Here is a 24,594-nt window from a genome sequence, read left to right on the forward strand (position 1 = left end):
TAATAATAGTGTTATTAAATAAATGGAAATATGAATGCTATGGTCTTGAACTTTTATATTATTGGACTATAGACCGCAACGGTAATGGCAGGGGGTTTATTTCATATCTGAACGATTCAGCATAAATAAACTATAAACTCGGTGAATGTATTGTGTGGGTTTCGATAACTAAAAAATAAGAACCAGTCTCAGGAGGAGAGACTGGTCACAGGGGAGTAGCATTTAGCGGCCAGCATTTTTCATGATACGCGCTTTATCTAACTGCCATTCGCGTTCTTTCACATCAGAGCGCTTGTCGTGCTGTTTCTTACCTTTCGCAACGCCAATTTTCACTTTGCACCAGGCATTCTTCCAGTACAACGAAAGCGCAACGACGGTATAACCATCACGATTCATACGACCATACAGGGAGTCGAGTTCACGCTGGTTTAACAACAGTTTACGGGTTCGGGTGGGGTCGCATACCACGTGTGTTGAGGCCACCGCCATTGGCGTGAAGTTGGCGCCAAACAGGAACGCTTCGCCGTCTTTGAGTATGACATAGCTGTCGCCGATGTTGGCTTTACCCGCGCGCAGGGATTTGACTTCCCAACCTTGCAGGGCGAGTCCTGCTTCGAACTCTTCTTCAATAAAGTATTCGTGTCGTGCGCGCTTGTTTAGCGCGATTGTGGCTGAGCCAGGTTTGTGTGCTTTTTTCTTCGTCATAATGCCGCTCAGTATAGGTAATCTGGAATCGAAAAACACCCCATTTCATCCAGCGGGGCGCAAGGCGCTATCTTAGCACGAGTTAGGCTATAGCGTTTTTTTTAGCGGGTGATAAATGGTATTATTTGTGTGATTGATATTGATGGGAATTGTTATGCCTCAGATTAGCCGGACCGCTTTAGTACCCTACAGTGCGGAACAGATGTATCAGCTAGTGAATGATGTTAAGTCCTATCCTCAGTTTTTGCCGGGTTGCACCGGTAGCCGCGTACTGGAGTCGACTCCGGGACAAATGACGGCCGCTGTGGATGTCTCGAAAGCAGGGATCAGTAAAACGTTCACCACGCGCAATCAACTGACCAGTAATCAGAGTATTCTGATGCATCTGGTCGATGGGCCGTTCAAGAAGCTGATTGGCGGCTGGAAGTTTACGCCACTGAGTCATGAAGCGTGTCGTATTGAATTTCACCTCGATTTTGAGTTCACCAATAAGTTAATCGAGCTGGCGTTTGGCCGTATCTTTAAAGAACTGGCTTCAAATATGGTGCAGGCCTTCACGGTTCGCGCGAAAGAGGTTTACAGTGTCAGCGTCGGCTAAAATTGTCGTTGAAGTGGCGTACGCGCTACCCGAGAAACAGTATTTACAGCGCGTAACGCTGCAGCAGGGCGCAACGGTGGAAGAGGCTATCCGCGCTTCCGGGCTGCTGGAATTACGTACCGATATCGATCTCAGTAAAAATAAAGTGGGTATATACAGCCGTCCGGTAAAGCTTGCTGATGTTCTGCATGACGGCGATCGGGTGGAAATTTACCGGCCACTGATTGCTGACCCAAAAGAGCTGCGCAGACAGCGAGCAGAGAAATCCGCTAAAAAGTAACAGACAATAAAAAAGGTGCTCATTGAGCACCTTTTTTTGATCTCTCAAACCTACTTGTTATCGGTCAAAGCGGGTTTGTTATCAATGTTGGTCAATACGCCGCTGCTGTTAAAGGTCAGCGTCAGCGTTTGCTGGGTTACGCCTTCATGTCCAGGTTGCTGACGGAACACATAAAACCAGGTGTTAGTGCCAAAAGGATCGGACATCATTGGTGTACCCAGAGCATAAGCAACCTGCTGTTGCGTCATACCCGTGCGCACTTTAGCGACATCGGTAGGTGTCAGATAATTTCCCTGGTTGATGTCAGGGCGGTAAACCACTCGCTCCAGAGTGGAACAGCCTGCAGTCAACATCAGTAGTACTGCTGCAGCAGCAGTCAGCGTTTTACAGCGCATAGTGATTTGATTCCTTTTCGGGCCCGAGCAGTACGCGGCTCATATGTAATATGCCGATGATAATAGACCTTTCACCACTTTAAAACCTTTTGCTGTCGGGTCGGTCGGCGATTTTATGTTGAACTCAGACCTTCACAAGGTAAAAAAGTTTATGCCGCCAGCAGTTCTTTTGCATTTGCGAGGGTATTACGCGTCACTTCGCTACCGCCAAGTAGACGGGCTAATTCCTGCAGGCGAGCGCGTTTATCAAGCGGCTGCATGTGTGTTTCCGTCATCGCGCCATCTGTTTCTTTGCTGACATAGAAATGTTGATGACCACAGCCCGCAACCTGCGGCAGGTGAGTCACACACAGTACCTGCGTTGACTCGCCCAACTGTCGCAACATTTTACCCACTACCGCAGCCGTCGGGCCGCTGATACCAACATCCACCTCATCGAAAATTAGCGCAGGCGTTTCCATCTTACGTGCTGTAATGACCTGAATAGCCAGCGCAATACGTGACAGTTCCCCGCCGGAAGCGACTTTCGCAATTGGCTGTAACGGCTGACCTGGGTTAGTGGTCACTTTAAACTCCACGCGATCGGCACCGTCTGCGCTCAGATGATGCTCCTCAAATTTCACATCAATGCAAAAGACACCGTGCGGCATCGAGAGAGCATGCATGCTCTCTGTAATAAGTTGCCCCAGTTCCTGCGCATAATGCTGACGCTGTTGGTGCAGCATTTTTGCCGTTTCCAGCGCCTGCTGGTGGTGATTGTTCACCGCCAGGGTTAAGGTTTCGAGCGAGTCGGCCTGATCGTCCAGTTGCTGTTGTTCATCCAGCAGCGACTGATAGAACTGTGGCAGCACTTCAGGGGCAACATGATGCTTACGCGCCAACGAGATTTGCCTGGAGATACGCTGTTCGAGTTCGAACAAGCGGTTAGGGTCTAAATCCAGACGATCGCAATAGTGGCGCAGCTCGTCGCTGGCTTCGCTGAGCTGGATGGTGGCCTCTTCCAGCATATCCAGAATACCTGAAAGTTTGCCGTCCATGCCTGCCAGTTCAGTGATCAGGTGTTTTGCGGTGTACAGTTGGCTTTGCAGATTGATGTCTTCACCATCTGCCAGGATAGCCAGCGCCTGTTGGCTGGTGGTGAGCAATTGCCCACTGTTAGCCAGGCGCTTGTACTCTTCATCGATTTGCTCAAACTCACCCGGCTGCGGATTGAATTCGTTCAGTTCCTTTAACTGGTATTGCAACAATTCCGCCCGGGCTGCGCGTTCCAGGCTTTGTTGCTGATGATGCGCCAGGTCACGGCAACTTTGGTGCCATAGTTGGTAGCGCGCAGCCATTTCCTGGGTCAGAGACGCTTCATTGGCGTAACCATCAAGCAGGGATTTTTGGTGTTCTGATTTTGTCAGGAGCTGATGCGCATGCTGGCCATGGATTTGAATAAGTAACTGGCCCAGCTCGCGCAACTGCGATAACGGAACGGCGGTTCCGTTAATAAACCCACGGGAGCGGCCATCGCTGCTGATAACGCGACGCAGCAAACACTCACGGCCTTCCTCAAGCTGGTTCTCTTCCAGCCAGCGCAGGGCTGCGGGGGTATCTTTTAAGGCAAAACGGGCGCAGAGGTCGGCTCGCATGGCGCCTGCACGCACCATGTCTGCGTCTGCGCGTCCGCCCAGACACAAACCGAGAGCATCAATGGCAATGGACTTACCCGCACCGGTCTCACCGGTGATAACGGTCATTCCGTTCTGGAAATCGATCTCAAGTTCACGAACGATAGCAAAATTGCTGATGGTCAGTTGTGCCAACATAGCTGTTTTCCTGTATGAAAAACCATAACTGTGATTTCATACAGTATAAACTGGTTTTTTATACAGTAAAGAGGTTGGCGTTAAATTAGAATAATTTTTTTGACCAACCAAGCTTAGTGCTTAATGTGTTGAAATAGCTGTAATCTTTTGGATGTATCAGGTTCAGATGATAATCACAGCGGCGAATCAATACGTCTTCACCTTCCTGTATAGGTAGGGCGATTTGGCTGTCACAGCTGATTTCCAGATCGTTACGGCGATGGGAAAAGCGCAGGCGAATGGTGCTGCTACTGTTGATCACCAGCGGTCGCGCGGAAAGCGTATGCGGAAACATGGGTACCAGCGTAATGGCATCCAGAGAAGGCGTCAGAATTGGGCCTCCGGCAGAGAGTGAGTAGGCGGTAGAGCCGGTCGGCGTCGAGATAATCAGCCCATCTGAACGTTGGGAGAAGGCAAAAATTTCATCGATATAGACTTCAAATTCAATCATGTGCGCCACTTTCCCGGGGTGCAGCACAACTTCATTGATGGCAGTGCTAATGCGCTTCTGGCAATCCTGTTGACACACCTGAGCTTCGAGTAAAAAGCGCTTTTCGCTGATGTAGTGGCCTTCCAGCACGTCAGCTAACTGTTGCTGGGCATTGTCTGGGTCAAGGTCGGTCAAAAAACCGAGGTTGCCGCGGTTAATGCCAATAACCTTGATGTCATAACGTGCCAGGGTGCGTGCGGCGCCCAGCATATTGCCGTCGCCGCCGACTACGACGGCGAGGTCTGCCTGTTGGCCAATTTCTGCGAGCGTGCCGGTTTTCACATTTTTCAGCTGCAGTTCGTGGGCGATTTGTTGCTCAACGATAACCTCATAACCTTTGGTGCACAGCCAACGGTAGAGCATTTCATGTGTGGTCAGTGCAGTGGGGTGACGTGGATGCCCCACAATGCCAATACACTTGAAATGTTTGTTCATTTTCTCGAGGTCCTTGTAACGAAGATTAGTGACAATGTGAGTACTTCCCTTGAATCCCTGAATCTGATCCCCATAATAAGCCAAGTTAGCGAGATGAATGCGAAAAAAACGCGGAGAAATTCATGAGTAGTAAAGAACAGAAAACGCCTGAGGGGCAAGCCCCGGAAGAAATTATCATGGATCAGCACGAAGAAGTTGAGGCGGTTGAATCAGACGCTTCTGCTGAGCAGGTGGATCCGCGCGATGAAAAAATTGCGAATCTGGAAGCTCAGCTTGCTGAGGCCGAAACTCGCGAGCGCGACAGCGTGTTGCGTATCAAAGCGGAAATGGAAAACCTGCGTCGTCGTACCGAACTGGACGTAGAAAAAGCGCATAAGTTTGCGCTGGAAAAATTCGTCAACGAACTGCTGCCGGTGCTGGATAGCCTGGACCGCGCGCTGGAAGTGGCGGACAAAGATAATGACGCTATGGCGGCGATGGTTGAAGGTATTGAGCTGACCCGTAAGTCAATGCTGGATGTCGTGGCGAAGTTTGGTGTACAGGTGGTTGCGGATATCGATGTGCCGATGGACCCGAACGTGCACCAGGCAATTGCAATGGTAGAGTCTGACGACGTTGCTGCCGGTAATGTGCTGATGGTGATGCAGAAAGGCTATACCCTGAACGGACGTACCATCCGCGCCGCGATGGTCTCTGTGGCGAAAGCCAAAGGCTAATCAGCCTTCAGGCCGGGTAATGCTCACGCGCTACCCGGCCTGAATTATTCTCACTGGTCCGACACGCTCTCCCGTAGCGGTTTGACCGGCAATACCTGCACCTGTTTAATCATATTGTCCTGCACGTCGAGAATATCGATATCGTACTGTCCAATGCGCACACGCGTGCCAGCAACCGGGATCTCTTCCAGCGCTTCAAGAATAATACCATTCACGGTACGTGCGTCATCTTCCGGCAGGTGCCAGTTAAACGCCTTATTGATTTCACGAACGTTGGCGCTGCCGTCAATGATCACCGAGCCATCATTCTGCGGCGTTACCTCTTCGGCAAGCGTGGGTGACATTGAAGTGGTGAAGTCGCCGACAATCTCTTCCAGAATATCTTCGACCGTGACCAGCCCCTGAATATCGCCATATTCATTAACAACCAGACCCACTTTCTTCTTGTTTCGCTGAAACTTAATGAGCTGGGTGCTGAGAGGCGTACCTTCCGGGACGTAATAAATTTCGTCGGCGGCACGTAACATGGTCTCTTTGGTGAACTCTTTTTTCTCTGCCATCAATCGCCAGGCTTCACGTACGCGCAGCATACTGATGGCGTCGTCCAGCGAGTCGCGGTACAGCACAATACGGCCGTGTGGAGAGTGCGAAAGCTGACGCACGATTGACTTCCAGTCATCGTTAATATCAATGCCGATGATTTCGTTACGCGGGATCATGATGTCATCGACGCTGACTTTTTCCAGATCCAGCACTGACAGCAGCATATCCTGGTTACGGCGTGAAATTTGCGAGCGCGATTCATTCACCAGCGTTCGCAGTTCATCTTTACTCAGCGAACCGCTCACCACGATATCCGTTTTGATGCCCATCATGCGCATAAGTAGCCGCGTGATGGTGTTGAGTAGCCACACCAACGGCATCATCAGAATCTGCAGTGGAGCCAGCAGTACACTGCTCGGATAGGCGACTTTTTCCGGATACAGCGCGGCAATAGTCTTGGGCAGTACTTCGGCAAAAACCAGCACGACAAACGTCAGTACCCCAGTGGCAATGGCGACACCCGCATCGCCATACAGGCGCATACCGACAATGGTGCCGAGCGCGGAGGCCAGAATATTCACCAAATTATTACCGATGAGCACCAGGCTTATCAGGCGGTCCGGCTTACGAAGTAGCTTTTCAACGCGTTTTGCCTGACGATTTCCCTGCTTGGCCCGATGACGTAGACGATAGCGATTCAGGGTCATCATTCCGGTTTCAGAACCGGAAAAATAGGCGGAAATGACCACCATGATGAGAAGCGTGATAATGAGCGTGGTGGTGGAGATGTGTTCCACGTAGGGTTCCTTAAAGATTTAACTCACGAACTGCTGCAGGATACGACTGCCGAAATAGGCCAGCGTTAGAATGCCTGCGCCTGCGACGTTAAACCATACGACGCGACGTCCGCGCCAGCCTTCATGGTAATGCCCCCACAACAGAACGATATAGACAAACCATGCCACGATAGAGAGAACGGCTTTATCAATGTTCTCGGTACTGAACAGGTTATGCATGTAAAACAGGCCAGTGCACAGGGTGAGCGTCAGCAGAACCACGCCAATTTGGGTGATATGAAACATTTTCCGCTCAATACTCATTAGCGGCGGCATCTCATTGCTGAAGGCCAGTTTTTTGTTTTTCAACTGGTAGTCGATCCATGCCAGTTGCAGCGCATACAGTGCGGCGATAATCAGCGTGGCGTAAGCGAATAGCGATAGCCCGATGTGAATCATCATGCCCGGTGTAGCTTCGAGATGGGTGATGAACTCGTTCGGCATAAACGTGGCGAAGGCCAGGTTGATTAGCGCAAAGGCGTAGACAATGGGCAGCAATAGCCAGCCACGATTGCGGGAAGCGACGATAGTCATTACCGTACAGATCATCAGGCTAACCAGCGAGCCGACGTTCAACAGACTCAGGTTTTGTCCGCTTTCACCGCCGGGCAGAATTCGCGCTTCCAGGGCGATAGCATGACTTACCAGCGCGACGACCGCAGAGAGAATAGCCATACGCCGCCAGCCGCTGTTTTTTTGCAGCAGAGCGGGAATAATCAGCGCAAGGCTGACTGAGTAGGCGACAAGGGCAAGCAGAGCAAAAACGGGCATATAGGTGTCGACAGTTGGCCAGTGATAAAGAAAAACAGTATAGCGTTACGTGACCGCTGCTCCAACCGTTGCATAACAACAAAGGCGGCTTCATGTTATACTGCGACAAATTTCTGTTGATGTGTCGCTGTCGCGACCGACCGTTTCCACCCCAGGCGAGAGACAATGTTTGATAATTTAACCGATCGTTTGTCGCGCACGCTGCGCAATATCAGTGGCCGTGGACGCCTTACTGAAGACAACGTTAAAGAGACGCTGCGCGAAGTGCGCATGGCGCTGCTGGAGGCTGACGTAGCGCTGCCGGTAGTGCGTGAGTTTATCAATCGCGTAAAAGAGAAAGCGGTTGGTCATGAAGTTAACAAAAGCCTGACGCCGGGTCAGGAGTTCGTCAAGATTGTCCGTAACGAACTGGTTGCGGCAATGGGCGAAGAAAACCAGACCCTGAATCTGGCTGCACAGCCGCCAGCCGTTGTGCTGATGGCTGGTCTGCAGGGGGCGGGTAAAACGACCAGCGTCGGTAAGCTGGGGAAATTCCTGCGTGAGAAGCACAAGAAGAAAGTGCTGGTGGTCTCCGCGGACGTTTATCGCCCGGCGGCGATAAAACAGCTGGAAACGCTGGCCGAGCAGGTCGGTGTGGACTTCTTCCCGTCGGATGTCGGCCAGAAGCCGGTCGATATCGTTAACGCCGCGCTGAAAGAAGCCAAACTCAAATTCTACGACGTGCTGCTGGTGGATACCGCCGGTCGCCTGCACGTTGATGAAGCGATGATGGACGAAATCAAACAGGTCCACGCTTCTATTAAGCCGGTTGAAACGCTGTTTGTGGTCGACGCCATGACCGGTCAGGATGCCGCGAATACCGCAAAAGCCTTCAATGAAGCGCTGCCGTTAACCGGTGTCGTGCTGACCAAAGTTGATGGTGATGCTCGTGGTGGTGCGGCGCTCTCTATTCGTCATATCACCGGCAAGCCGATTAAATTCCTCGGCGTCGGCGAGAAAACCGAAGCGCTGGAGCCGTTCCACCCGGATCGTATTGCTTCGCGTATTCTCGGCATGGGTGACGTGCTGTCGCTGATCGAAGATATCGAAAGCAAGGTTGACCGCGCGCAGGCAGAGAAATTAGCCAGCAAGCTGAAAAAAGGCGACGGCTTCGATCTCAACGATTTCCTTGAGCAGCTCAACCAGATGAAAAACATGGGCGGCATGGCAAGCCTGATGGGCAAGCTGCCGGGCATGGGGCAGATCCCAGACAACGTGAAATCGCAGATGGACGATAAAGTGCTGGTGCGTATGGAAGCCATCATCAACTCGATGACGATGAAAGAACGCGCTAAGCCGGAAATCATCAAAGGTTCCCGTAAACGCCGTATTGCTGCCGGCTGCGGTATGCAGGTACAGGACGTAAACCGCCTTCTGAAACAGTTCGACGACATGCAGCGCATGATGAAGAAAATGAAGAAAGGCGGTATGGCGAAGATGATGCGTGGCATGAAGGGTATGATGCCGCCAGGCTTCCCTGGTAGATAAATATATCGGGCTACCTAATTTGCCTTTTTGACGTCGGGGTGGGCTCGAAATGCTCACGTACTGCATGTACGTTCCGCTTTCTGCGTGCACACCGACGCCAAACTGGCTGCAACGGTAATGCCCAAGTATAAAGCCTCATCACATGTTGATTGCTTTTTTCCCAGAAATCAGTAAAATTTTCGGGCTTTTAATATGACACCCGGGCTCCGTTCCTCGATGGGGCCTGGGTGTTTTATTCACACAAGAGGATGTTATGGTTACTATTCGTTTAGCTCGTCACGGCGCTAAAAAGCGTCCGTTCTACCAGGTTGTTGTTACCGACAGCCGTAATGCACGCAACGGTCGCTTCATCGAGCGCGTTGGCTTCTTTAACCCAATCGCTAGCGAAAAAGAAGAAGGCACTCGCCTGGATCTGGATCGCATCGCTCACTGGGTTGGCCAGGGCGCGACTATTTCTGATCGCGTAGCTACGCTGATCAAAGCAGCAAACAAAGCAGCTTAATCTGTCACGGTGGTCATGATGAGCAAGCAACTCGCCGCGCAGGCTCCTGTGGAACCCATCGTTTTGGGGAAAATGGGGTCTTCTTACGGTATCCGTGGTTGGCTCAGAGTGTTTTCTTCCACTGAAGACGCCGAAAGCATTTTTGACTATCAGCCCTGGTTTATCCAGAAGGCGGGTCAGTGGCAGCAAGTACAGCTGGAAAGCTGGAAGCACCACAATCAGGATCTGATCATCAAGCTGAAAGGCGTTGACGATCGTGATTCGGCGAATCTACTGACTAATTGCGAAATTGTCGTGGATTCCTCGCAGTTGCCAGCGCTGGAAGATGGTTCCTACTACTGGAAAGACCTTATGGGCTGCCAGGTAGTGACCACTGAAGGTTACGATCTCGGTAAAGTCGTCGATATGATGGAAACCGGTTCGAATGACGTCATTGTCATTAAGGCAAACCTGAAAGATGCGTTTGGTATCAAGGAACGTCTTGTACCGTTCCTCGATGGGCAGGTTATCAAGAAAGTCGATCTCGCTACTCGTACTATCGAAGTAGATTGGGATCCTGGTTTTTAAACCACCGGATAAACGGTAAAAGTCGGCGTTATGGGGATTGGCTTGTGTTTATAGGTATCGTTAGCCTGTTTCCAGAAATGTTCCGCGCAATTACCGATTACGGGGTAACTGGCCGGGCAGTAAAAAATGGCCTGCTGAACATCCAGAGCTGGAGTCCTCGTGACTTTACTCATGACCGGCACCGTACCGTGGACGATCGTCCTTACGGCGGCGGACCGGGGATGTTAATGATGGTGCAACCTTTACGGGACGCCATTCATGCAGCAAAAGCTGCGGCTGGTGAAGGCGCAAAGGTGATTTATCTGTCACCTCAGGGACGCAAGCTTGATCAAGCGGGCGTTAGCGAACTGGCCACGAATCAAAAGCTGATTCTGGTGTGTGGTCGCTATGAAGGAATAGATGAGCGCGTGATTCAAACCGAAATTGACGAAGAATGGTCAATCGGCGATTACGTTCTCAGTGGTGGTGAGTTACCGGCAATGACGCTGATCGACTCCGTTTCTCGGTTTATTCCGGGAGTTCTGGGTCATGAAGCTTCAGCAATCGAAGATTCGTTTGCTGATGGGTTGCTGGATTGCCCGCACTATACCCGACCTGAAGTGTTAGAACAGATGGAAGTACCGGCAGTGTTACTGTCGGGGAACCACGCTGAGATACGTCGCTGGCGTTTAAAACAGTCGCTGGGCCGGACCTGGCTTAGAAGACCTGAACTTCTGGAAAACCTGGCTCTGACTGAAGAGCAAGCAAGGTTGCTGGCGGAGTTCAAAACGGAACACGCACAACAGCAGCATAAACATGATGGGCTGGTCTGAGACCCCCAAATATCAGTTTACCCAGGATAAGAGATTAAATTATGAGCAACATTATTAAGCAACTTGAACAAGAGCAGATGAAGCAGGACGTACCTTCCTTCCGTCCGGGTGATACCGTGGAATGAAAGTATGGGTTGTTGAAGGTTCCAAAAAACGTCTGCAGGCATTCGAGGGCGTGGTTATCGCTATTCGTAACCGCGGTCTGCACTCTGCATTCACTGTTCGTAAAATTTCCAACGGCGAAGGCGTTGAGCGTGTCTTCCAGACTCACTCTCCGGTAGTTGACAGCATTGCTGTTAAACGTCGTGGTGCTGTTCGTAAAGCTAAACTGTACTACCTGCGTGAGCGCACTGGTAAGTCTGCTCGTATCAAAGAGCGTCTTAACTAAGATTCGCGCAAGCGACATCCTGTTAGAAAAGGGCTGGCCGAAAGGCTGGCCCTTTTTTTATTCCGACCTTACTCTTTTGTTTTATTGCAATTGGATGACTGCGCGGCGCGCAGCCAGTTGAAGACTTTTACGGCGTAGCGATCACGACTGCAACCCGGCGGTTTTCAGCACGACCTTTTGACGTCTGATTACTGGCGATCGGGTATTTTTTCCCGAGTCCCTGCGTTGTCAGATTAGTGCGGGGAATGTTGGCGCCCTGTGCCCACGCATCGGCAACCACATTCGCGCGTTTGAGCGACAGCGCTTCGTTGTAGCTGTCTTCGCCGTAGTTATCGGTATGACCATCCATACGCGCATGGTTTAGCCCGGTAGCTGCCAGTTTGGATGCCATTTCCTGGATCTGCTTTTCACTTTCAGGGCGGAGCTTATAGTCGTTTTTGTCAAACAGGATGTTGTCAGACAGACCAAGAGACCAGTCTCCGGAAGCTTCGGTAAATCCGTACGATTTCATGGCTGCAATTTGCTCCGGGGTAAATTTTCCCAGAGGTGCCTGACAGCCTGCCAAAATCAGTAAAAGCAGAAGGAAAGGGGATGATAGACGTTTTAGCATGTGTAAGTCCTTATTTTTTAATAATGCGTTCAGAACGCAAATTTTTGGCCTGATACATATTTTTATCGGCAAGTTCTTGTAATTTCTCGGCAGAGGCATGTTCCCACGTCAGCGCAAAACCAATGCTGAGAGTCATGCTTGCCTGATGACCGTTATGCAGGTCAAAAGGTCGGTTAAACTCGTGTGACAGTGCCGCACATATCCGCTGAACTTCGTATTCAGAGTGAACGCTGTACAGCACCATAGCGAACTCATCGCCGCCAAGTCTGTAGGGGTGATGTCGATTACCACCAAACTCGGACAGCCTGTTTGCAACTTCAATCAGGACCCGATCCCCCGCTGCGTGGCCCCAGGTATCATTAATAAATTTAAAATTATCACCATCAAGAAATAACAGTGCGGAGCTGCTGTGGGCGGCATGGTCATTCATCAGGGCGTTAATGCTGCTGCGAAATGCGGCGCGATTCGCCAGGCCGGTCAGCGGATCGTGTAGCGCCGTACGCAAAAGCTGGGCGTTCTTTGCCTGCAGTTTAAGTTGCCACTCCTCCATCTCGTCCAGCAGGCTATTAAAATCCTGGGCAAAAAGGTGAAACTCTTCAATGCGCTCTTCTGAAACGCGCCGTGAAAAGTTACGGTTGGTACGAACATCATGTACCACCTCGGTTATATTTTGCAGGGCTTCCACGACGCCATTATGTAAATAACGAGTGAGCATTAATGCAATGCCAGAGGCCAACAGAATGCACCCGGTAAGGACGGCCAGCGACAAATAGATGAAATGGCTGATAACACTATCGCGCGCAGTCAATCGCACTTCGCCGATGACGTTGCCATTATGCAAAATAGGTTGAGTGACCGGTTGTGGGAACAGCCAGTGGCTGATAAGTCCGCTGATTTTTTCAGTGGTATCCTGCGCGTTATAGCGCCAGGTGGCGATCACCTTCTGGTTTTTATTACGAACTTCTGCAACGGAAAATTGCCCCTGCTGGCCCAGTGCTGCCAGCGTTTCAGTGGCCGCGACGCCATCAGAAAAAACTAATGCTGCTTCAAGTGTGCGGGTCATGGTTGCAGCGGTCAGATCCAGGTTCTTTTGCGCATACTGTCTCAATGCCAGCACCGAAGAAATGCTGAGCAGCAGCCAGATCAGCGTCATAGTTACCAGAACGCTGATTATGCTGATACGCCGTAATGTCCGCTTAAACGTCGGGCGTGTTATGGGAGAATGGCCCTTATCCATGCTTCTGATTCCGTGCAAGCATTAATACGTCCGGACTGACCCTTACGCCACTGCGTGAAAGGGAATCCATATTTACGGAAAATCTCACATCTTCATCTTTAATTATGAGGCAAAAGGCGCTGCCAATAACGCATTCGGGGTTCTGTTCGGCAATTAATAGCAATGCCTTAGACGGATATTTATTCTTTAATTCCACCTGATAAGTAGGGGATTCTTTTCCAAAATAAAAACCGTCACACTGCGAAACTAATATTTCTTGTTCCGTACGAATGATGACGGGAAGATAGGGTAATGCTCCGGCACTGGTATCTCCCAGGACACTGGAAAAACGCGATGAAGAGAAAATACACAGTTTGGGGGGCCCGGACAGTGCAGGCCAGCGCGTATAACTGACGATGCCGGAAACCATAGCGCGTACAGATTTTGCTTCTTCCGTAACGCTTTGGGCGTACAGCGGTAATCCGGTCAGGAGCAGTGCCAGTAGAAGTATGAGTCGGTAAGAATAGCTCATGAATAGTTACCTACCAGCGTTTGCCGTAAAACGTCGAAATACATTCAAGATTATTTAGGACAAAATAACATTATTTTCCTAAGCCGTCATTATGCCAGGTGGAAAGCTATTAGTGATTTAAGTTAAATCTTAGTAATTTATAAAATATAAGCTATTGTTTAATTTAATCTTATTGAGGTGGCACCTTCGTTTGCTCCTTTTTGCCAGGCACTGTGTAACTGGTCAATATTTTCGACCGTATCACAACTTGGGGGAAAGGTTTTCCCGGTCAAACCTCTGGCGTAAACAAAATCCGGCTGGCAGATTTTACGTTGTCCCTCGGCATAACCCTTAAGATATTCCGTACGATCGACTTCGGGGTCATTGTAGTTGTCGGCAAGAGTTTCATTATCTTTAACGGCATACCCCGAAATGGCATCTTGTATTCCGGCGTCGTACCAGGCGGTTCCCGTCCATGTGGGGGCGTGGGTATAAGGATCTATCTGACATCCGCTAAGAAGTAATAGAAATAGGGTGCTGATGAGTTGCTTCATTGCCTGTACTCCCTCGTTTTTTTAAGCATAGTGGATCTCAATACCGGACGGTGTAAATTTTAATGTACGAAGTGGAGGGCGTATTCTGTCATTAAAGTGTATGTTGTAAATTAAAATTTACGGTTTGTGGATTGAAATCTTTACCTGTTGTGTTATCGTTATCTCCTCCTCGCTGAGGATCAACTATCGCAAACGAGCTAAACAGGATCACCACCATGCAAAAAGACGCGCTGAACAACGTACATATTACCGACGAACAGGTTCTGATGACTCCGGAGCAGCTGAAAGCTGAATTCCCGCTGAGCCAGGCGCAAGAAGCGCAAATCTCCCAGTCGCGTAAAACCATTTCAGATATTATCTCTGGTCGCGATCCGCGCCTGCTGGTGGTATGTGGCCCGTGTTCCATTCACGATCCTGAAATGGCTATTGAGTACGCTCGTCGGTTTAAAGCCCTTGCCGCAGAGGTCAGCGATAGCCTCTACCTGGTGATGCGCGTCTATTTTGAAAAACCCCGTACCACCGTCGGCTGGAAAGGGTTAATTAACGATCCTCATATGGATGGCTCTTTTGATGTTGAAGCCGGCCTGAAAATTGCGCGTCAGCTGCTGCTTGAACTGGTGAATATGGGACTTCCGCTGGCAACTGAAGCGCTGGATCCCAATAGCCCGCAATACCTGGGCGATCTGTTTAGCTGGTCTGCAATCGGTGCGCGTACCACGGAATCGCAGACTCACCGCGAAATGGCTTCCGGTCTTTCGATGCCGGTCGGCTTTAAGAACGGTACTGACGGTAGCCTGGCGACCGCCATTAACGCGATGCGCGCGGCGGCACAGTCGCACCGCTTTGTTGGTATTAACCAGGCTGGACAGGTTGCACTGCTGCAAACTCAGGGTAACCCGGACGGTCACGTGATCCTGCGCGGTGGTAAAGCGCCGAACTACAGCCCGGCGGATGTCGCCCAGTGCGAAAAAGAAATGGAGCAGGCGGGACTACGACCTTCTCTGATGGTAGATTGCAGTCATGGTAACTCCAATAAAGATTACCGCCGCCAGCCTGCCGTGGCTGAATCCGTGATTGCACAAATCAAAGATGGCAATCGCTCGATCATTGGCTTGATGATTGAAAGTAATATTCACGAAGGCAACCAGTCTTCTGAACAGCCGCGTAGCGAAATGAAATACGGCGTGTCTGTAACTGATGCCTGCATTAGCTGGGAAATGACGGATGCGCTACTGCGTGAAATTAGCCAGGATTTAAACGGCCAGCTGTCGGCGCGTGTAGCATAAGAGGTTGGTTATGGTTGCTGAATTGACCGTATTACGCGATCAAATTGATGAAGTCGACAAGGCACTGCTGGGTTTACTGGCACGTCGCCTGGAGCTGGTGGCCGAAGTCGGTGAAGTAAAAAGCCGCTTTGGGCTGCCTATCTACGTGCCGGAACGGGAAGCCTCTATGCTGGCCTCCCGCCGGGCGGAAGCGGAAGCCCTTGGCGTGCCGCCGGACCTGATTGAAGATGTGCTGCGCCGGGTTATGCGCGAGTCTTACTCCAGTGAGAACGACAAAGGATTTAAAACGCTTTGTCCTTCTCTGCGACCGGTGGTGATTGTCGGCGGCGGCGGTCAGATGGGACGTCTTTTCGAAAAAATGCTCACCCTGTCAGGTTATCAGGTACGGATCCTGGAACAGCAGGACTGGGATCGTGCGCCGGAGATCGTCTCTGATGCGGGCATGGTGATCGTCAGCGTGCCGATCCACGTCACTGAGCAGGTGATCGCCAAATTACCGCGTCTGCCGTCCGACTGCATCCTGGTGGATCTGGCTTCGGTGAAAAATGGTCCTTTGCAGGCGATGCTGGCGGCGCACGACGGCCCGGTGGTGGGATTACACCCCATGTTTGGCCCGGACAGCGGCAGTCTGGCAAAGCAGGTCGTCGTCTGGTGTGACGGACGTCAGCCGGAAGCTTATCAGTGGTTTCTGGAACAAATTCAGGTGTGGGGTGCGCGACTGCATCGGATCAGTGCTGTTGAACACGACCAGAACATGGCATTTATTCAGGCATTGCGTCACTTTGCGACCTTTGCTTACGGTCTGCATTTAGCGGAAGAGAATGTTCAACTGGAGCAGTTACTGGCACTCTCTTCGCCGATTTATCGCCTTGAACTGGCGATGGTCGGACGTCTGTTTGCCCAGGATCCGCAGCTCTATGCCGATATCATTATGTCGTCTGAGAGTAACCTTGCGCTGATCAAACGCTACTACCAACGTTTTGGTGAGGCGATTGGTTTACTGGAGCAGGGCGATAAGCAAGCGTTCATCGACAGCTTCCGTAAGGTGGAGCACTGGTTTGGTGATTATGCGAAACGCTTCCAGAATGAAAGCCGTACTTTGTTGCGCCAGGCTAACGATAGTCGCCAATAAATACGATGCTTGATGGCAACGCTGATGCGTTGTATCAGTCATACAAGGATCGGCTAAATAGAATGCCGGAGAAGCGTAGCGCCATCCGGCATTGTCAAACGTTAGCTTGGATCGACCGGCACCACATTCTCACTTGGATAGCAGCCAAGTACTTTCATCGAGCGCGTAATCTCACCTAACTCCTTCAATGCTTTTTGTATCTGGGGTGATTCCAGGTTGGCCTGGATATCAAGATAAAACATTTCTTCCCACGGATTGCCGTGAATCGGGCGTGACTCCAGTTTAGTCATAATCAGATTATGGTTGCGCAGTACCAGCAGAGCTTCTACCAGCGCACCGGCTTGTTGTCCTGTCGCCATCAGCAACGTGGTTTTTGCTGGCACCTGATCGGAAACATTGATTGCCTTGCGCGCCAGTACCACGAAGCGGGTGATGTTTTGCGTCTGATTAGCTTCGATATGCTCAAGAACCTGCAAACCGTATAGTACGCCTCCGGCTTCGCTCCCCAGAGCCGCCACGCGCGGTGAGTTAGCCTGCGCAACTTTTTCCATCGCCGCCGAGGTGCTTTCGGTGTACTCAATCTTCCAGTGTGGGTAACGACTCAGGAATTTGCTGCACTGCTGGAATGGCTGCGGATGGCTATATACCGTTTCAATGGTCTCGAGATCTGTCGTGCCGGACACCAGTAGGCAGTGGTCAATCGTGATAGTCATCTCGCCAACGATAGACAGGCTGGTGTGCTGTAGCAGGTCGTAAACGTCGTTAATCCCACCGGAACTGGTGTTTTCAATCGGAACCACTGCGTAGTCAGCTTGTCCGGTTTCGACCTGATTAAAGATATCGGCAAATTTCGCGCAGCCGCTTTCTATAAATTGTTCAAAATGGCGGGCAGCATACTGGCGTGCGGCAAGATGAGAATATGACCCTTTTGGCCCAAGGAAAGCAACGCGTGCTGAGTGCGGGTTAATTTTGTTCAGATGCTGCTGGAGCAGTGCCTGCTGAGTCAGGACGGAGTCTTCGATTATGAGCTGGAACAGGCGAGTGATGTAGTGAGCATCAAGATGATGTGCTTTGCCAAGCTGAATCAGTCGGTCCAACAGATCGCGCTCACGGTCGATATCACGAACTGGACGATGTGAAAGCAGCTTAGCTTTGCCAACTTCTACGGCCAGTCCACGTCGCTCAGCCAGCAGGGCCAGTAATTTTTCATCCAGCGTGCTGATCTTATCGCGCAGCGCCAGCAATGGGTTTTCCGATGTCATAGTGTTGCCTTTCTTGTTATCAATAAAAAAGGCCCCCCGTTGTGGGAGGCCTTATTGTTCGTCTTCGCATTCTTTATCACACGACGAAACGCCTCCCATTCAGGGGAAGGTAAAAAAGAATGCGAAGAAGAACGGGACAAGTTTCATGTAATTTTCCTTTGGCTACGTCAGTAAAGTACCCGTACTGTTTTCACCCTGTCAACAAAAAACGCGCCCGGAGGCGCGTTGGCGATACACTCAATGTAAGGGACTACTCTTCTTCTGCTTCGACGAAGTTGGCGTCTTTGACTGAAGTTGTTGCACGACGGGCTTCGCCTTTGTGCTGCACTTTATTGAGCTGCCGTTCCAGCTTGTTGATCAAATCGTTAATTGCGGTGTACATATCCTCGTGTTTTGCGCTGGCGACCAGATGTCCGTTCGGTGTATTGATGGTGGCATCAGCAATGAAACCCTGCGGCTCCTTAGACAGAATGATATGTGGATTAATCAGATGAGTTTGCCATTTTTCGAGTTTGGCGAGACGGTCTGCGACATGCTGGCGAATTGCCGGAGTAATTTCCATTTGTTTACTGGTAATGTTCATTGTCATAAATTTTACCTCTTGTCTTTCCCGTCTTGGTGATTCCAGCATACCGTTCCTAATGTCAAAATGTGTGATATTAATCACATTTTTTTGTCGCTTTTTGTCAAGAAAACCTTTTTGTGAGGCACCGCAGGAACAAGCGATTTTTTACTTGAGGAATACCTGAAAGCAGGCCATATTTGATGAGATGCGTTGCGGCTAAACCGCTTCAGTTGTTGTGTTTACGGATAAAAAAACGGCAGCCTTTGGGCTGCCGTTTGCATTCTGAGATAAATCAGGTATTGCTGCTGTTGGCGGCAATGATTTTCGCTACTTTTTCTGCCTGCGCATTCATCTGCATCTGGCGATAAGCATTTTCCATCAACGGCAGGGCATTGCGTGTTGCTTGAGTATCCGGGAAGTCGCGCAGCATGCCTTCTACACGGTTTACCACGGCAACCCATGCACCGCGGGCAGTGTAGTATTCCACAACGGAATATTCATACTTCGCCAGACGGTCTTTCAGGAATACCAGACGTTTGGTGGCGTCAGTGGTGTACTGGCTGTTCGGATAGCCACGTACCAGTTTGGAAAAGTCATTAAACGCAGCTCGGGCATGTTGCGGATCGCGATCGCTGCGATCAACACCAAAGAATCCTTGCAGTGCGCTATCATCCAACGCCATATTGGTCAGGCCACGCATATACATGACATAATCAATGTTAGGGTGTGTCGGGTTAAGACGAATAAAACGATCGATGGCAGCCTGAGCAAGTGGCAGATCGGCGTTTTTGTAGTAGGCGTAGATGAGATCTAATTGCACCTGCTGAGAATACGGTCCAAATGGATAACGGTTATCCAACGCTTCTAATTGCGTTATTGCCTGTTTCCAGTTACCGTCCTGCAGCTTTTGCTGAGCAGTCGCGTAGATTTCATTTGGCGGATTATCGGGCACCTCTTCCTTTGAACCAGAGCAACCCGCCAAAAACAGGCTCAACGTGGCTGCTGCCACCAGATATTTCATGCGCGTCATGACGTTTTGACTTTCCTCAAAATGTTTTACGGGAGATTCTCTGTTCCTGCTCCCGGTTAAGACCAGCTACAATAGCACACTATATTAAACGGCAAAGCCGTAAAACCCAACGTTAAACGAAGAAGCAGTTTATGGCACAACGAGTAGAACTCACCGCAACAGTCTCCGAAAATCAGCTCGGTCAACGCTTAGATCAGGCTTTGGTCGAATTGTTCCCTGATTATTCGCGATCGCGCATAAAAGAATGGATCCTTGACCAGCGCGTACTGGTAAATGGCAATCTTTGCGATAAACCGAAAGAAAAAGTGTTGGGTGGAGAGCGCGTCTCCATCACTGCAGAAATTGATGAAGAGGTTCGTTTTGAACCTCAGGATATCCCACTGGATATCGTTTATGAAGATGACGATATTCTTGTCATCAACAAACCCCGTGACCTCGTAGTGCATCCGGGTGCCGGTAATCCTGATGGCACGGTATTGAATGCATTACTGCATTACTACCCGCCAATCGCGGATGTTCCACGTGCTGGTATCGTGCACCGTCTGGATAAAGACACGACCGGATTAATGGTGGTGGCAAAAACCGTTCCGGCGCAAACGCGTCTGGTGGAGTCGCTGCAGCTGCGTGAAATTACCCGTGAGTACGAAGCCGTGGCGATTGGTCATATGACGGCAGGCGGAACCGTTGAGGAACCGATTAGCCGCCACCCGACCAAGCGTACGCACATGGCGGTACACCCGATGGGGAAACCGGCGGTGACGCACTATCGCATTATGGAACACTTCCGTGTGCACACGCGTCTGCGGCTGCGTCTGGAAACCGGACGTACGCACCAGATCCGCGTGCACATGGCGCATATCACCCATCCGCTGGTGGGCGATCAGGTCTACGGCGGTCGTCCGCGTCCCCCGAAAGGCGCTTCTGACGAATTTATCTCCGTGCTGCGTAAGTTCGATCGTCAGGCGCTGCACGCGACTATGCTGCGTTTATATCACCCAATTTCAGGTATCGAAATGGAATGGCATGCACCGATTCCACAAGATATGGTGCAATTGATTGAAGTGATGCGCGCTGATTTCGAAGAACATAAGGATGATATTGCCTGGTTATGAGTAAGCTAATTGTCCCGCAGTGGCCGATACCGCAAGGTGTTGTTGCGTGTAGTTCTACCCGTATTGGCGGTGTTAGCATGCCGCCTTATGATTCGCTGAATCTGGGCGCCCATTGCGGTGACAACCCGGAGCATGTTGTAGAGAACCGCAAGCGGCTGTTTGCTGCGGGCAATCTGCCGTCAAAGCCAGTCTGGCTGGAGCAGGTCCACGGTAAGGATGTCCTGAAACTGACCGGCGAGCCTTATGCCTCCAAACGTGCGGATGCTTCTTACAGCAATACGCCGGGCACCGTGTGTGCCGCGATGACGGCCGACTGTCTGCCGGTGCTGTTTTGCAATCGCGCAGGAACGGAAGTCGCGGCGGCACATGCGGGTTGGCGCGGATTATGCGCCGGCGTGCTGGAAGAGACGGTGGCGTGTTTTGCCGACAAACCTGAAAACATTATTGCCTGGCTAGGCCCGGCGATTGGCCCGAACGCGTTTGAAGTGGGAGCAGAAGTTCGCGCAGCGTTCATGGCGAAAGATCCGCAAGCGGACCTCGCATTTGTACCGCATGGTGATAAATATCTGGCGAATATTTACCAGCTTGCGCGTCAGCGTCTGGCAAATATCGGAGTAGAGAACATCTACGGCGGCGACCGTTGCACGTTCAGCGAAAGTGAGACGTTCTTCTCTTATCGTCGCGACAATACCACGGGTCGTATGGCAAGTTTTATTTGGCTGATATAACCTAAAGAATCAAGACGATCCGGTACGTGTAATTTTCTTTTCACATAATTCAGGTCATTCACCTTGAATAATTGAGGGATGACCTCATTTAATCTCCAGTAGCAATTTTGACCTGTTATGGGAGGAGTTATGCGTCTGGATCGTCTTACTAATAAATTCCAGCTTGCTCTTGCCGATGCCCAGTCACTCGCATTGGGGCACGACAATCAATTCATCGAACCACTTCATCTAATGAGCGCCTTGCTGAATCAGGAAGGGGGATCGGTACGTCCTTTATTAACGTCTGCTGGCATTAACGCTGGCCAGTTACGTACAGCCATTGACCAGGCGTTGAGCCGGTTGCCGCAGGTAGAAGGTACCGGCGGTGATGTGCAGCCTTCTCAGGATCTGGTGCGTGTACTGAATCTTTGCGACAAGCTGGCGCAAAAACGTGGGGACAACTTTATTTCGTCAGAACTGTTCGTACTGGCGGCGCTTGAGTCACGCGGTACGCTGACCGATTTACTAAAATCAGCAGGTGCGACGACCGCGAATATCACTCAGGCAATTGAACAAATGCGTGGAGGTGAAAGCGTGAATGACCAGGGGGCTGAAGACCAACGTCAGGCCTTGAAAAAATATACCGTCGACCTGACCGAACGTGCCGAGCTGGGCAAACTCGATCCGGTTATCGGCCGTGATGAAGAAATTCGCCGTACCATTCAGGTACTGCAGCGGCGTACTAAAAATAACCCGGTGTTAATCGGCGAACCAGGTGTTGGTAAAACGGCCATCGTTGAAGGGCTGGCCCAACGAATTATCAATGGTGAAGTGCCGGAAGGCTTAAAAGGTCGCCGTGTGCTGGCGCTGGATATGGGCGCGCTGGTGGCTGGGGCCAAATATCGTGGTGAGTTTGAAGAACGCTTAAAAGGCGTGCTGAACGATCTCTCGAAACAGGAAGGCAATGTCATCCTGTTTATTGATGAGCTGCATACCATGGTTGGGGCGGGTAAAGCCGATGGCGCAATGGACGCCGGGAACATGCTGAAACCGGCGCTGGCACGCGGGGAACTGCACTGTGTAGGCGCAACAACGCTTGATGAATATCGCCAGTACATCGAAAAAGATGCGGCGCTGGAACGTCGTTTCCAGAAAGTATTTGTAGCCGAACCTTCAGTAGAAGACACCATCGCGATTCTGCGTGGCCTGAAAGAACGTTATGAGCTGCACCACCATGTGCAGATCACTGACCCGGCGATTGTTGCGGCAGCTACGCTATCTCACCGCTATATTGCCGATCGTCAGTTGCCGGACAAAGCTATCGACCTTATCGATGAGGCGGCATCCAGCATTCGTATGCAGATTGACTCCAAGCCGGAGGAACTCGACAGACTCGACCGCCGTATTATCCAGCTCAAACTGGAACAGCAGGCATTAATGAAAGAGTCTGATGAGGCGAGTAAAAAACGTCTCGATATGCTCAACGAAGAGCTGGACGATAAAGAGCGCCAGTATTCTGAATTAGAAGAAGAGTGGAAAGCTGAAAAAGCATCCCTTTCGGGAACGCAAACTATCAAGGCTGAGCTGGAGCAGGCGAAAATCGCCATCGAACAGGCGCGTCGCGTCGGCGACCTGGCGCGGATGTCTGAACTGCAGTACGGCAAAATTCCTGAACTGGAAAAACAGCTGGAAGCAGCCACCCAGTCTGAAGGCAAAACCATGCGTCTGCTGCGTAATAAAGTCACGGATGCAGAAATTGCAGAAGTGCTGGCGCGCTGGACCGGGATCCCGGTTGCTCGCATGCTGGAAGGCGAACGGGAAAAACTGTTGCGTATGGAGCAGCAGTTGCACAGCCGCGTGATTGGCCAGAACGAAGCGGTGGAAGCCGTTTCTAACGCCATCCGTCGTAGCCGTGCTGGCTTGTCCGATCCGAATCGCCCGATTGGTTCGTTCTTGTTCCTCGGCCCAACCGGTGTCGGTAAAACTGAACTGTGCAAAGCGCTGGCAAACTTTATGTTCGACAGTGATGATGCCATGGTGCGTATCGATATGTCCGAGTTTATGGAGAAACACTCGGTGTCTCGTCTGGTCGGGGCACCTCCGGGATATGTCGGCTATGAGGAAGGTGGATATCTGACAGAAGCGGTACGTCGTCGTCCTTACTCTGTCATCCTGCTGGATGAAGTGGAGAAAGCGCACCCGGATGTGTTCAATATTCTGTTGCAGGTGCTTGACGATGGTCGTCTGACTGACGGGCAGGGGAGAACGGTCGACTTCCGTAATACGGTTGTCATCATGACCTCGAACCTAGGGTCCGATCTGATTCAGGAACGCTTCGGCGAGCTGGACTACGGCCACATGAAGGATATGGTCCTGGGCGTCGTGAGCCATAATTTCCGCCCGGAATTCATCAACCGTATAGATGAAGTTGTTGTATTCCATCCGTTGGGTGAGCAGCACATTGCTTCTATTGCACAGATCCAACTGCAACGTCTGTACAAACGTCTGGAAGAGCGTGGCTATGAAATCCATATCTCTGACGAGGCGCTTAAACTGCTGAGTGCGAATGGTTACGATCCGGTGTATGGCGCACGTCCACTCAAACGTGCTATCCAGCAACAGATCGAAAACCCGCTGGCGCAGCAAATTCTGTCTGGTGAGCTGATTCCAGGCAAAACGATTCGGCTGGAAGTGAATGACGATCGCATTGTGGCAGTGCAGTAAGTCACAAAACGACAATAAACGAGCCCTGCGGGGCTCGTTTTTGTTTAAAAACAAAGCAAAAATCAATGTAATGGTTGAAAAGTAGTCGCTTGATAAGTTTTTTGTATTTTTAACTTGTCAGCCTGAAATAACTCCCTATAATGCGCCTCCACTGACACGGAACAACGGATTACAAACCGCCGGGTCAGCGGAGAAAGGCGAAAATAAACGCTTGACTCTGTAGCGGGATGGCGTAATATGCACACCCCGCGCCGCTGAGAAAAAGCGAAGCGGCACTGCTCTTTAACAATTTATCAGACAATCTGTGTGGGCACTCGAAGATACGGATTCTTAACGTCGCAAGACGAAAAATGAATACCAAGTCTCTGAGTGAACACGTAATTCATTACGAAGTTTAATTCACGAGCATCAAACTTAAATTGAAGAGTTTGATCATGGCTCAGATTGAACGCTGGCGGCAGGCCTAACAC

26 protein-coding genes, 1 pseudogene and 1 other annotated feature are annotated in these 24,594 nt (G+C 50.8%); of the genes and pseudogenes, 13 read left to right on the forward strand and 14 right to left on the reverse strand.

Features of this window, described 5'->3' with window-relative positions:
• Positions 1-222: 222 nt before the first annotated feature.
• Positions 223-705, reverse strand: a complete 483-nt coding sequence (smpB, locus tag B9P82_RS25275) for an SsrA-binding protein SmpB (RefSeq protein WP_003031211.1) — start codon at positions 703-705, stop codon at positions 223-225.
• Between the two features lie 154 nt (positions 706-859).
• Between smpB and ratA the strand changes: the two genes are divergently transcribed.
• Both ratA and B9P82_RS25285 read left to right on the forward strand, forming a co-directional pair.
• Entirely contained in the window at positions 860-1,303 is a 444-nt protein-coding gene (gene ratA, locus B9P82_RS25280; protein WP_003031213.1) for a type II toxin-antitoxin system toxin RatA, read from the forward strand.
• Entirely contained in the window at positions 1,287-1,583 is a 297-nt protein-coding gene (locus B9P82_RS25285) for an RnfH family protein (RefSeq protein ID WP_003839823.1), read from the forward strand. Before ratA ends, B9P82_RS25285 begins: the two co-directional genes overlap by 17 nt.
• A 50-nt stretch (positions 1,584-1,633) precedes the next feature.
• Here B9P82_RS25285 and bamE read toward each other — a convergent pair whose 3' ends face one another.
• The 3 genes from bamE to nadK all read right to left on the reverse strand — a co-directional run bounded on the left by bamE (position 1,634) and on the right by nadK (position 4,753).
• A complete protein-coding gene (bamE, locus tag B9P82_RS25290) occupies positions 1,634-1,978 on the reverse strand; it encodes an outer membrane protein assembly factor BamE (protein ID WP_003826401.1) in 345 nt (114 codons plus the stop codon).
• Positions 1,979-2,127: 149 nt separating this feature from the next.
• Positions 2,128-3,789 (reverse strand): DNA repair protein RecN, encoded by a 1,662-nt coding sequence (gene recN / locus B9P82_RS25295; RefSeq protein ID WP_101701206.1) that lies wholly within the window; start codon positions 3,787-3,789, stop codon positions 2,128-2,130.
• An 85-nt stretch (positions 3,790-3,874) separates the two neighbouring features.
• Positions 3,875-4,753 carry an NAD(+) kinase gene (gene nadK / locus B9P82_RS25300; protein ID WP_016154073.1) on the reverse strand — a complete coding sequence of 293 codons (879 nt, stop codon included), beginning with the start codon at positions 4,751-4,753 and terminating at the stop codon, positions 3,875-3,877.
• Between the two features lie 122 nt (positions 4,754-4,875).
• Between nadK and grpE the strand changes: the two genes are divergently transcribed.
• Positions 4,876-5,469, forward strand: coding sequence for a nucleotide exchange factor GrpE (grpE, locus tag B9P82_RS25310; protein WP_003031221.1), 594 nt, complete (start codon positions 4,876-4,878; stop codon positions 5,467-5,469).
• Between the two features lie 50 nt (positions 5,470-5,519).
• On the opposite strand, the gene B9P82_RS25315 is transcribed toward grpE, so the two are convergent.
• Positions 5,520-6,809, reverse strand: coding sequence for an HlyC/CorC family transporter (locus tag B9P82_RS25315; RefSeq protein WP_008785520.1), 1,290 nt, complete (start codon positions 6,807-6,809; stop codon positions 5,520-5,522).
• 18 nt (positions 6,810-6,827) lie between these two features.
• Positions 6,828-7,619: a cytochrome C assembly family protein gene (locus B9P82_RS25320; protein WP_003031224.1), complete on the reverse strand. Its 792-nt coding sequence runs from the start codon at positions 7,617-7,619 to the stop codon at positions 6,828-6,830.
• Positions 7,620-7,784: 165 nt separating this feature from the next.
• Here B9P82_RS25320 and ffh point away from each other — a divergent pair, with 165 nt between their 5' ends.
• From ffh to rplS, 5 genes and pseudogenes are all read left to right on the forward strand, one after another.
• The gene (ffh, locus tag B9P82_RS25325; RefSeq protein WP_003031226.1) at positions 7,785-9,146 is read left to right on the forward strand and encodes a signal recognition particle protein; all 1,362 of its coding nucleotides are present in this window, start codon (positions 7,785-7,787) and stop codon (positions 9,144-9,146) included.
• Positions 9,147-9,399: 253 nt separating this feature from the next.
• The gene (gene rpsP / locus B9P82_RS25330) at positions 9,400-9,648 is read left to right on the forward strand and encodes a 30S ribosomal protein S16 (RefSeq protein WP_003031228.1); all 249 of its coding nucleotides are present in this window, start codon (positions 9,400-9,402) and stop codon (positions 9,646-9,648) included.
• 18 nt (positions 9,649-9,666) lie between these two features.
• Positions 9,667-10,215, forward strand: coding sequence for a ribosome maturation factor RimM (gene rimM / locus B9P82_RS25335; protein ID WP_003031230.1), 549 nt, complete (start codon positions 9,667-9,669; stop codon positions 10,213-10,215).
• A gap of 44 nt (positions 10,216-10,259) precedes the next feature.
• Positions 10,260-11,027, forward strand: a complete 768-nt coding sequence (gene trmD / locus B9P82_RS25340) for a tRNA (guanosine(37)-N1)-methyltransferase TrmD (RefSeq protein ID WP_016157187.1) — start codon at positions 10,260-10,262, stop codon at positions 11,025-11,027.
• Between the two features lie 41 nt (positions 11,028-11,068).
• A pseudogene (gene rplS, locus B9P82_RS25345) lies at positions 11,069-11,415 on the forward strand (50S ribosomal protein L19).
• 127 nt (positions 11,416-11,542) lie between these two features.
• Here the strand turns inward: rplS and B9P82_RS25350 are convergent.
• From B9P82_RS25350 to B9P82_RS25365, 4 genes are all read right to left on the reverse strand, one after another.
• Complete coding sequence (locus B9P82_RS25350; RefSeq protein WP_101701207.1) at positions 11,543-12,025, reverse strand: OmpA family protein; 483 nt, start codon at positions 12,023-12,025, stop codon at positions 11,543-11,545.
• 10 nt (positions 12,026-12,035) lie between these two features.
• A complete protein-coding gene (gene dgcN / locus B9P82_RS25355; protein ID WP_047414892.1) occupies positions 12,036-13,262 on the reverse strand; it encodes a diguanylate cyclase DgcN/YfiN in 1,227 nt (408 codons plus the stop codon).
• Complete coding sequence (locus B9P82_RS25360) at positions 13,255-13,773, reverse strand: regulatory sequestration protein YfiR (protein ID WP_016157185.1); 519 nt, start codon at positions 13,771-13,773, stop codon at positions 13,255-13,257. The genes dgcN and B9P82_RS25360 overlap by 8 nt, the downstream gene beginning before the upstream one ends.
• Positions 13,774-13,931: 158 nt before the next feature.
• Positions 13,932-14,306, reverse strand: a complete 375-nt coding sequence (locus tag B9P82_RS25365) for a DUF2799 domain-containing protein (protein WP_016157184.1) — start codon at positions 14,304-14,306, stop codon at positions 13,932-13,934.
• Between the two features lie 215 nt (positions 14,307-14,521).
• Between B9P82_RS25365 and aroF the strand changes: the two genes are divergently transcribed.
• Together aroF and tyrA are read left to right on the forward strand one after the other, a co-directional pair.
• Positions 14,522-15,592 (forward strand): 3-deoxy-7-phosphoheptulonate synthase AroF, encoded by a 1,071-nt coding sequence (aroF, locus tag B9P82_RS25370; RefSeq protein WP_016154067.1) that lies wholly within the window; start codon positions 14,522-14,524, stop codon positions 15,590-15,592.
• Between the two features lie 10 nt (positions 15,593-15,602).
• Positions 15,603-16,724 carry a bifunctional chorismate mutase/prephenate dehydrogenase gene (gene tyrA / locus B9P82_RS25375; RefSeq protein ID WP_053389386.1) on the forward strand — a complete coding sequence of 374 codons (1,122 nt, stop codon included), beginning with the start codon at positions 15,603-15,605 and terminating at the stop codon, positions 16,722-16,724.
• A 101-nt stretch (positions 16,725-16,825) separates the two neighbouring features.
• Here tyrA and pheA read toward each other — a convergent pair whose 3' ends face one another.
• The 4 genes from pheA to bamD all read right to left on the reverse strand — a co-directional run bounded on the left by pheA (position 16,826) and on the right by bamD (position 19,581).
• Positions 16,826-17,986 carry a bifunctional chorismate mutase/prephenate dehydratase gene (pheA, locus tag B9P82_RS25380; protein ID WP_101701208.1) on the reverse strand — a complete coding sequence of 387 codons (1,161 nt, stop codon included), beginning with the start codon at positions 17,984-17,986 and terminating at the stop codon, positions 16,826-16,828.
• Positions 17,987-18,008: 22 nt separating this feature from the next.
• Positions 18,009-18,134 (reverse strand) — a sequence feature (Phe leader region).
• Positions 18,086-18,133: a pheA operon leader peptide PheL gene (gene pheL / locus B9P82_RS25385; RefSeq protein ID WP_100250063.1), complete on the reverse strand. Its 48-nt coding sequence runs from the start codon at positions 18,131-18,133 to the stop codon at positions 18,086-18,088. (Overlaps the previous feature by 48 nt.)
• A gap of 102 nt (positions 18,135-18,236) precedes the next feature.
• Positions 18,237-18,575 (reverse strand): ribosome-associated translation inhibitor RaiA, encoded by a 339-nt coding sequence (raiA, locus tag B9P82_RS25390; RefSeq protein WP_003031244.1) that lies wholly within the window; start codon positions 18,573-18,575, stop codon positions 18,237-18,239.
• 268 nt (positions 18,576-18,843) lie between these two features.
• Positions 18,844-19,581, reverse strand: a complete 738-nt coding sequence (gene bamD / locus B9P82_RS25395) for an outer membrane protein assembly factor BamD (RefSeq protein ID WP_016154064.1) — start codon at positions 19,579-19,581, stop codon at positions 18,844-18,846.
• Positions 19,582-19,712: 131 nt separating this feature from the next.
• Here bamD and rluD point away from each other — a divergent pair, with 131 nt between their 5' ends.
• The 3 genes from rluD (at position 19,713) to clpB (ending at position 24,124) form a co-directional block, all read left to right on the forward strand.
• Positions 19,713-20,693, forward strand: a complete 981-nt coding sequence (gene rluD, locus B9P82_RS25400) for a 23S rRNA pseudouridine(1911/1915/1917) synthase RluD (protein WP_101701209.1) — start codon at positions 19,713-19,715, stop codon at positions 20,691-20,693.
• Positions 20,690-21,421 carry a purine nucleoside phosphorylase YfiH gene (gene yfiH, locus B9P82_RS25405; RefSeq protein ID WP_101701210.1) on the forward strand — a complete coding sequence of 244 codons (732 nt, stop codon included), beginning with the start codon at positions 20,690-20,692 and terminating at the stop codon, positions 21,419-21,421. Before rluD ends, yfiH begins: the two co-directional genes overlap by 4 nt.
• Positions 21,422-21,550: 129 nt before the next feature.
• Positions 21,551-24,124, forward strand: coding sequence for an ATP-dependent chaperone ClpB (gene clpB / locus B9P82_RS25410; RefSeq protein ID WP_101701211.1), 2,574 nt, complete (start codon positions 21,551-21,553; stop codon positions 24,122-24,124).
• Positions 24,125-24,594 lie beyond the last annotated feature (470 nt).

Origin of the sequence: Citrobacter sp. L55 (genome assembly GCF_002850715.1) — a bacterium.
Classification (GTDB): domain Bacteria; phylum Pseudomonadota; class Gammaproteobacteria; order Enterobacterales; family Enterobacteriaceae; genus Citrobacter; species Citrobacter braakii.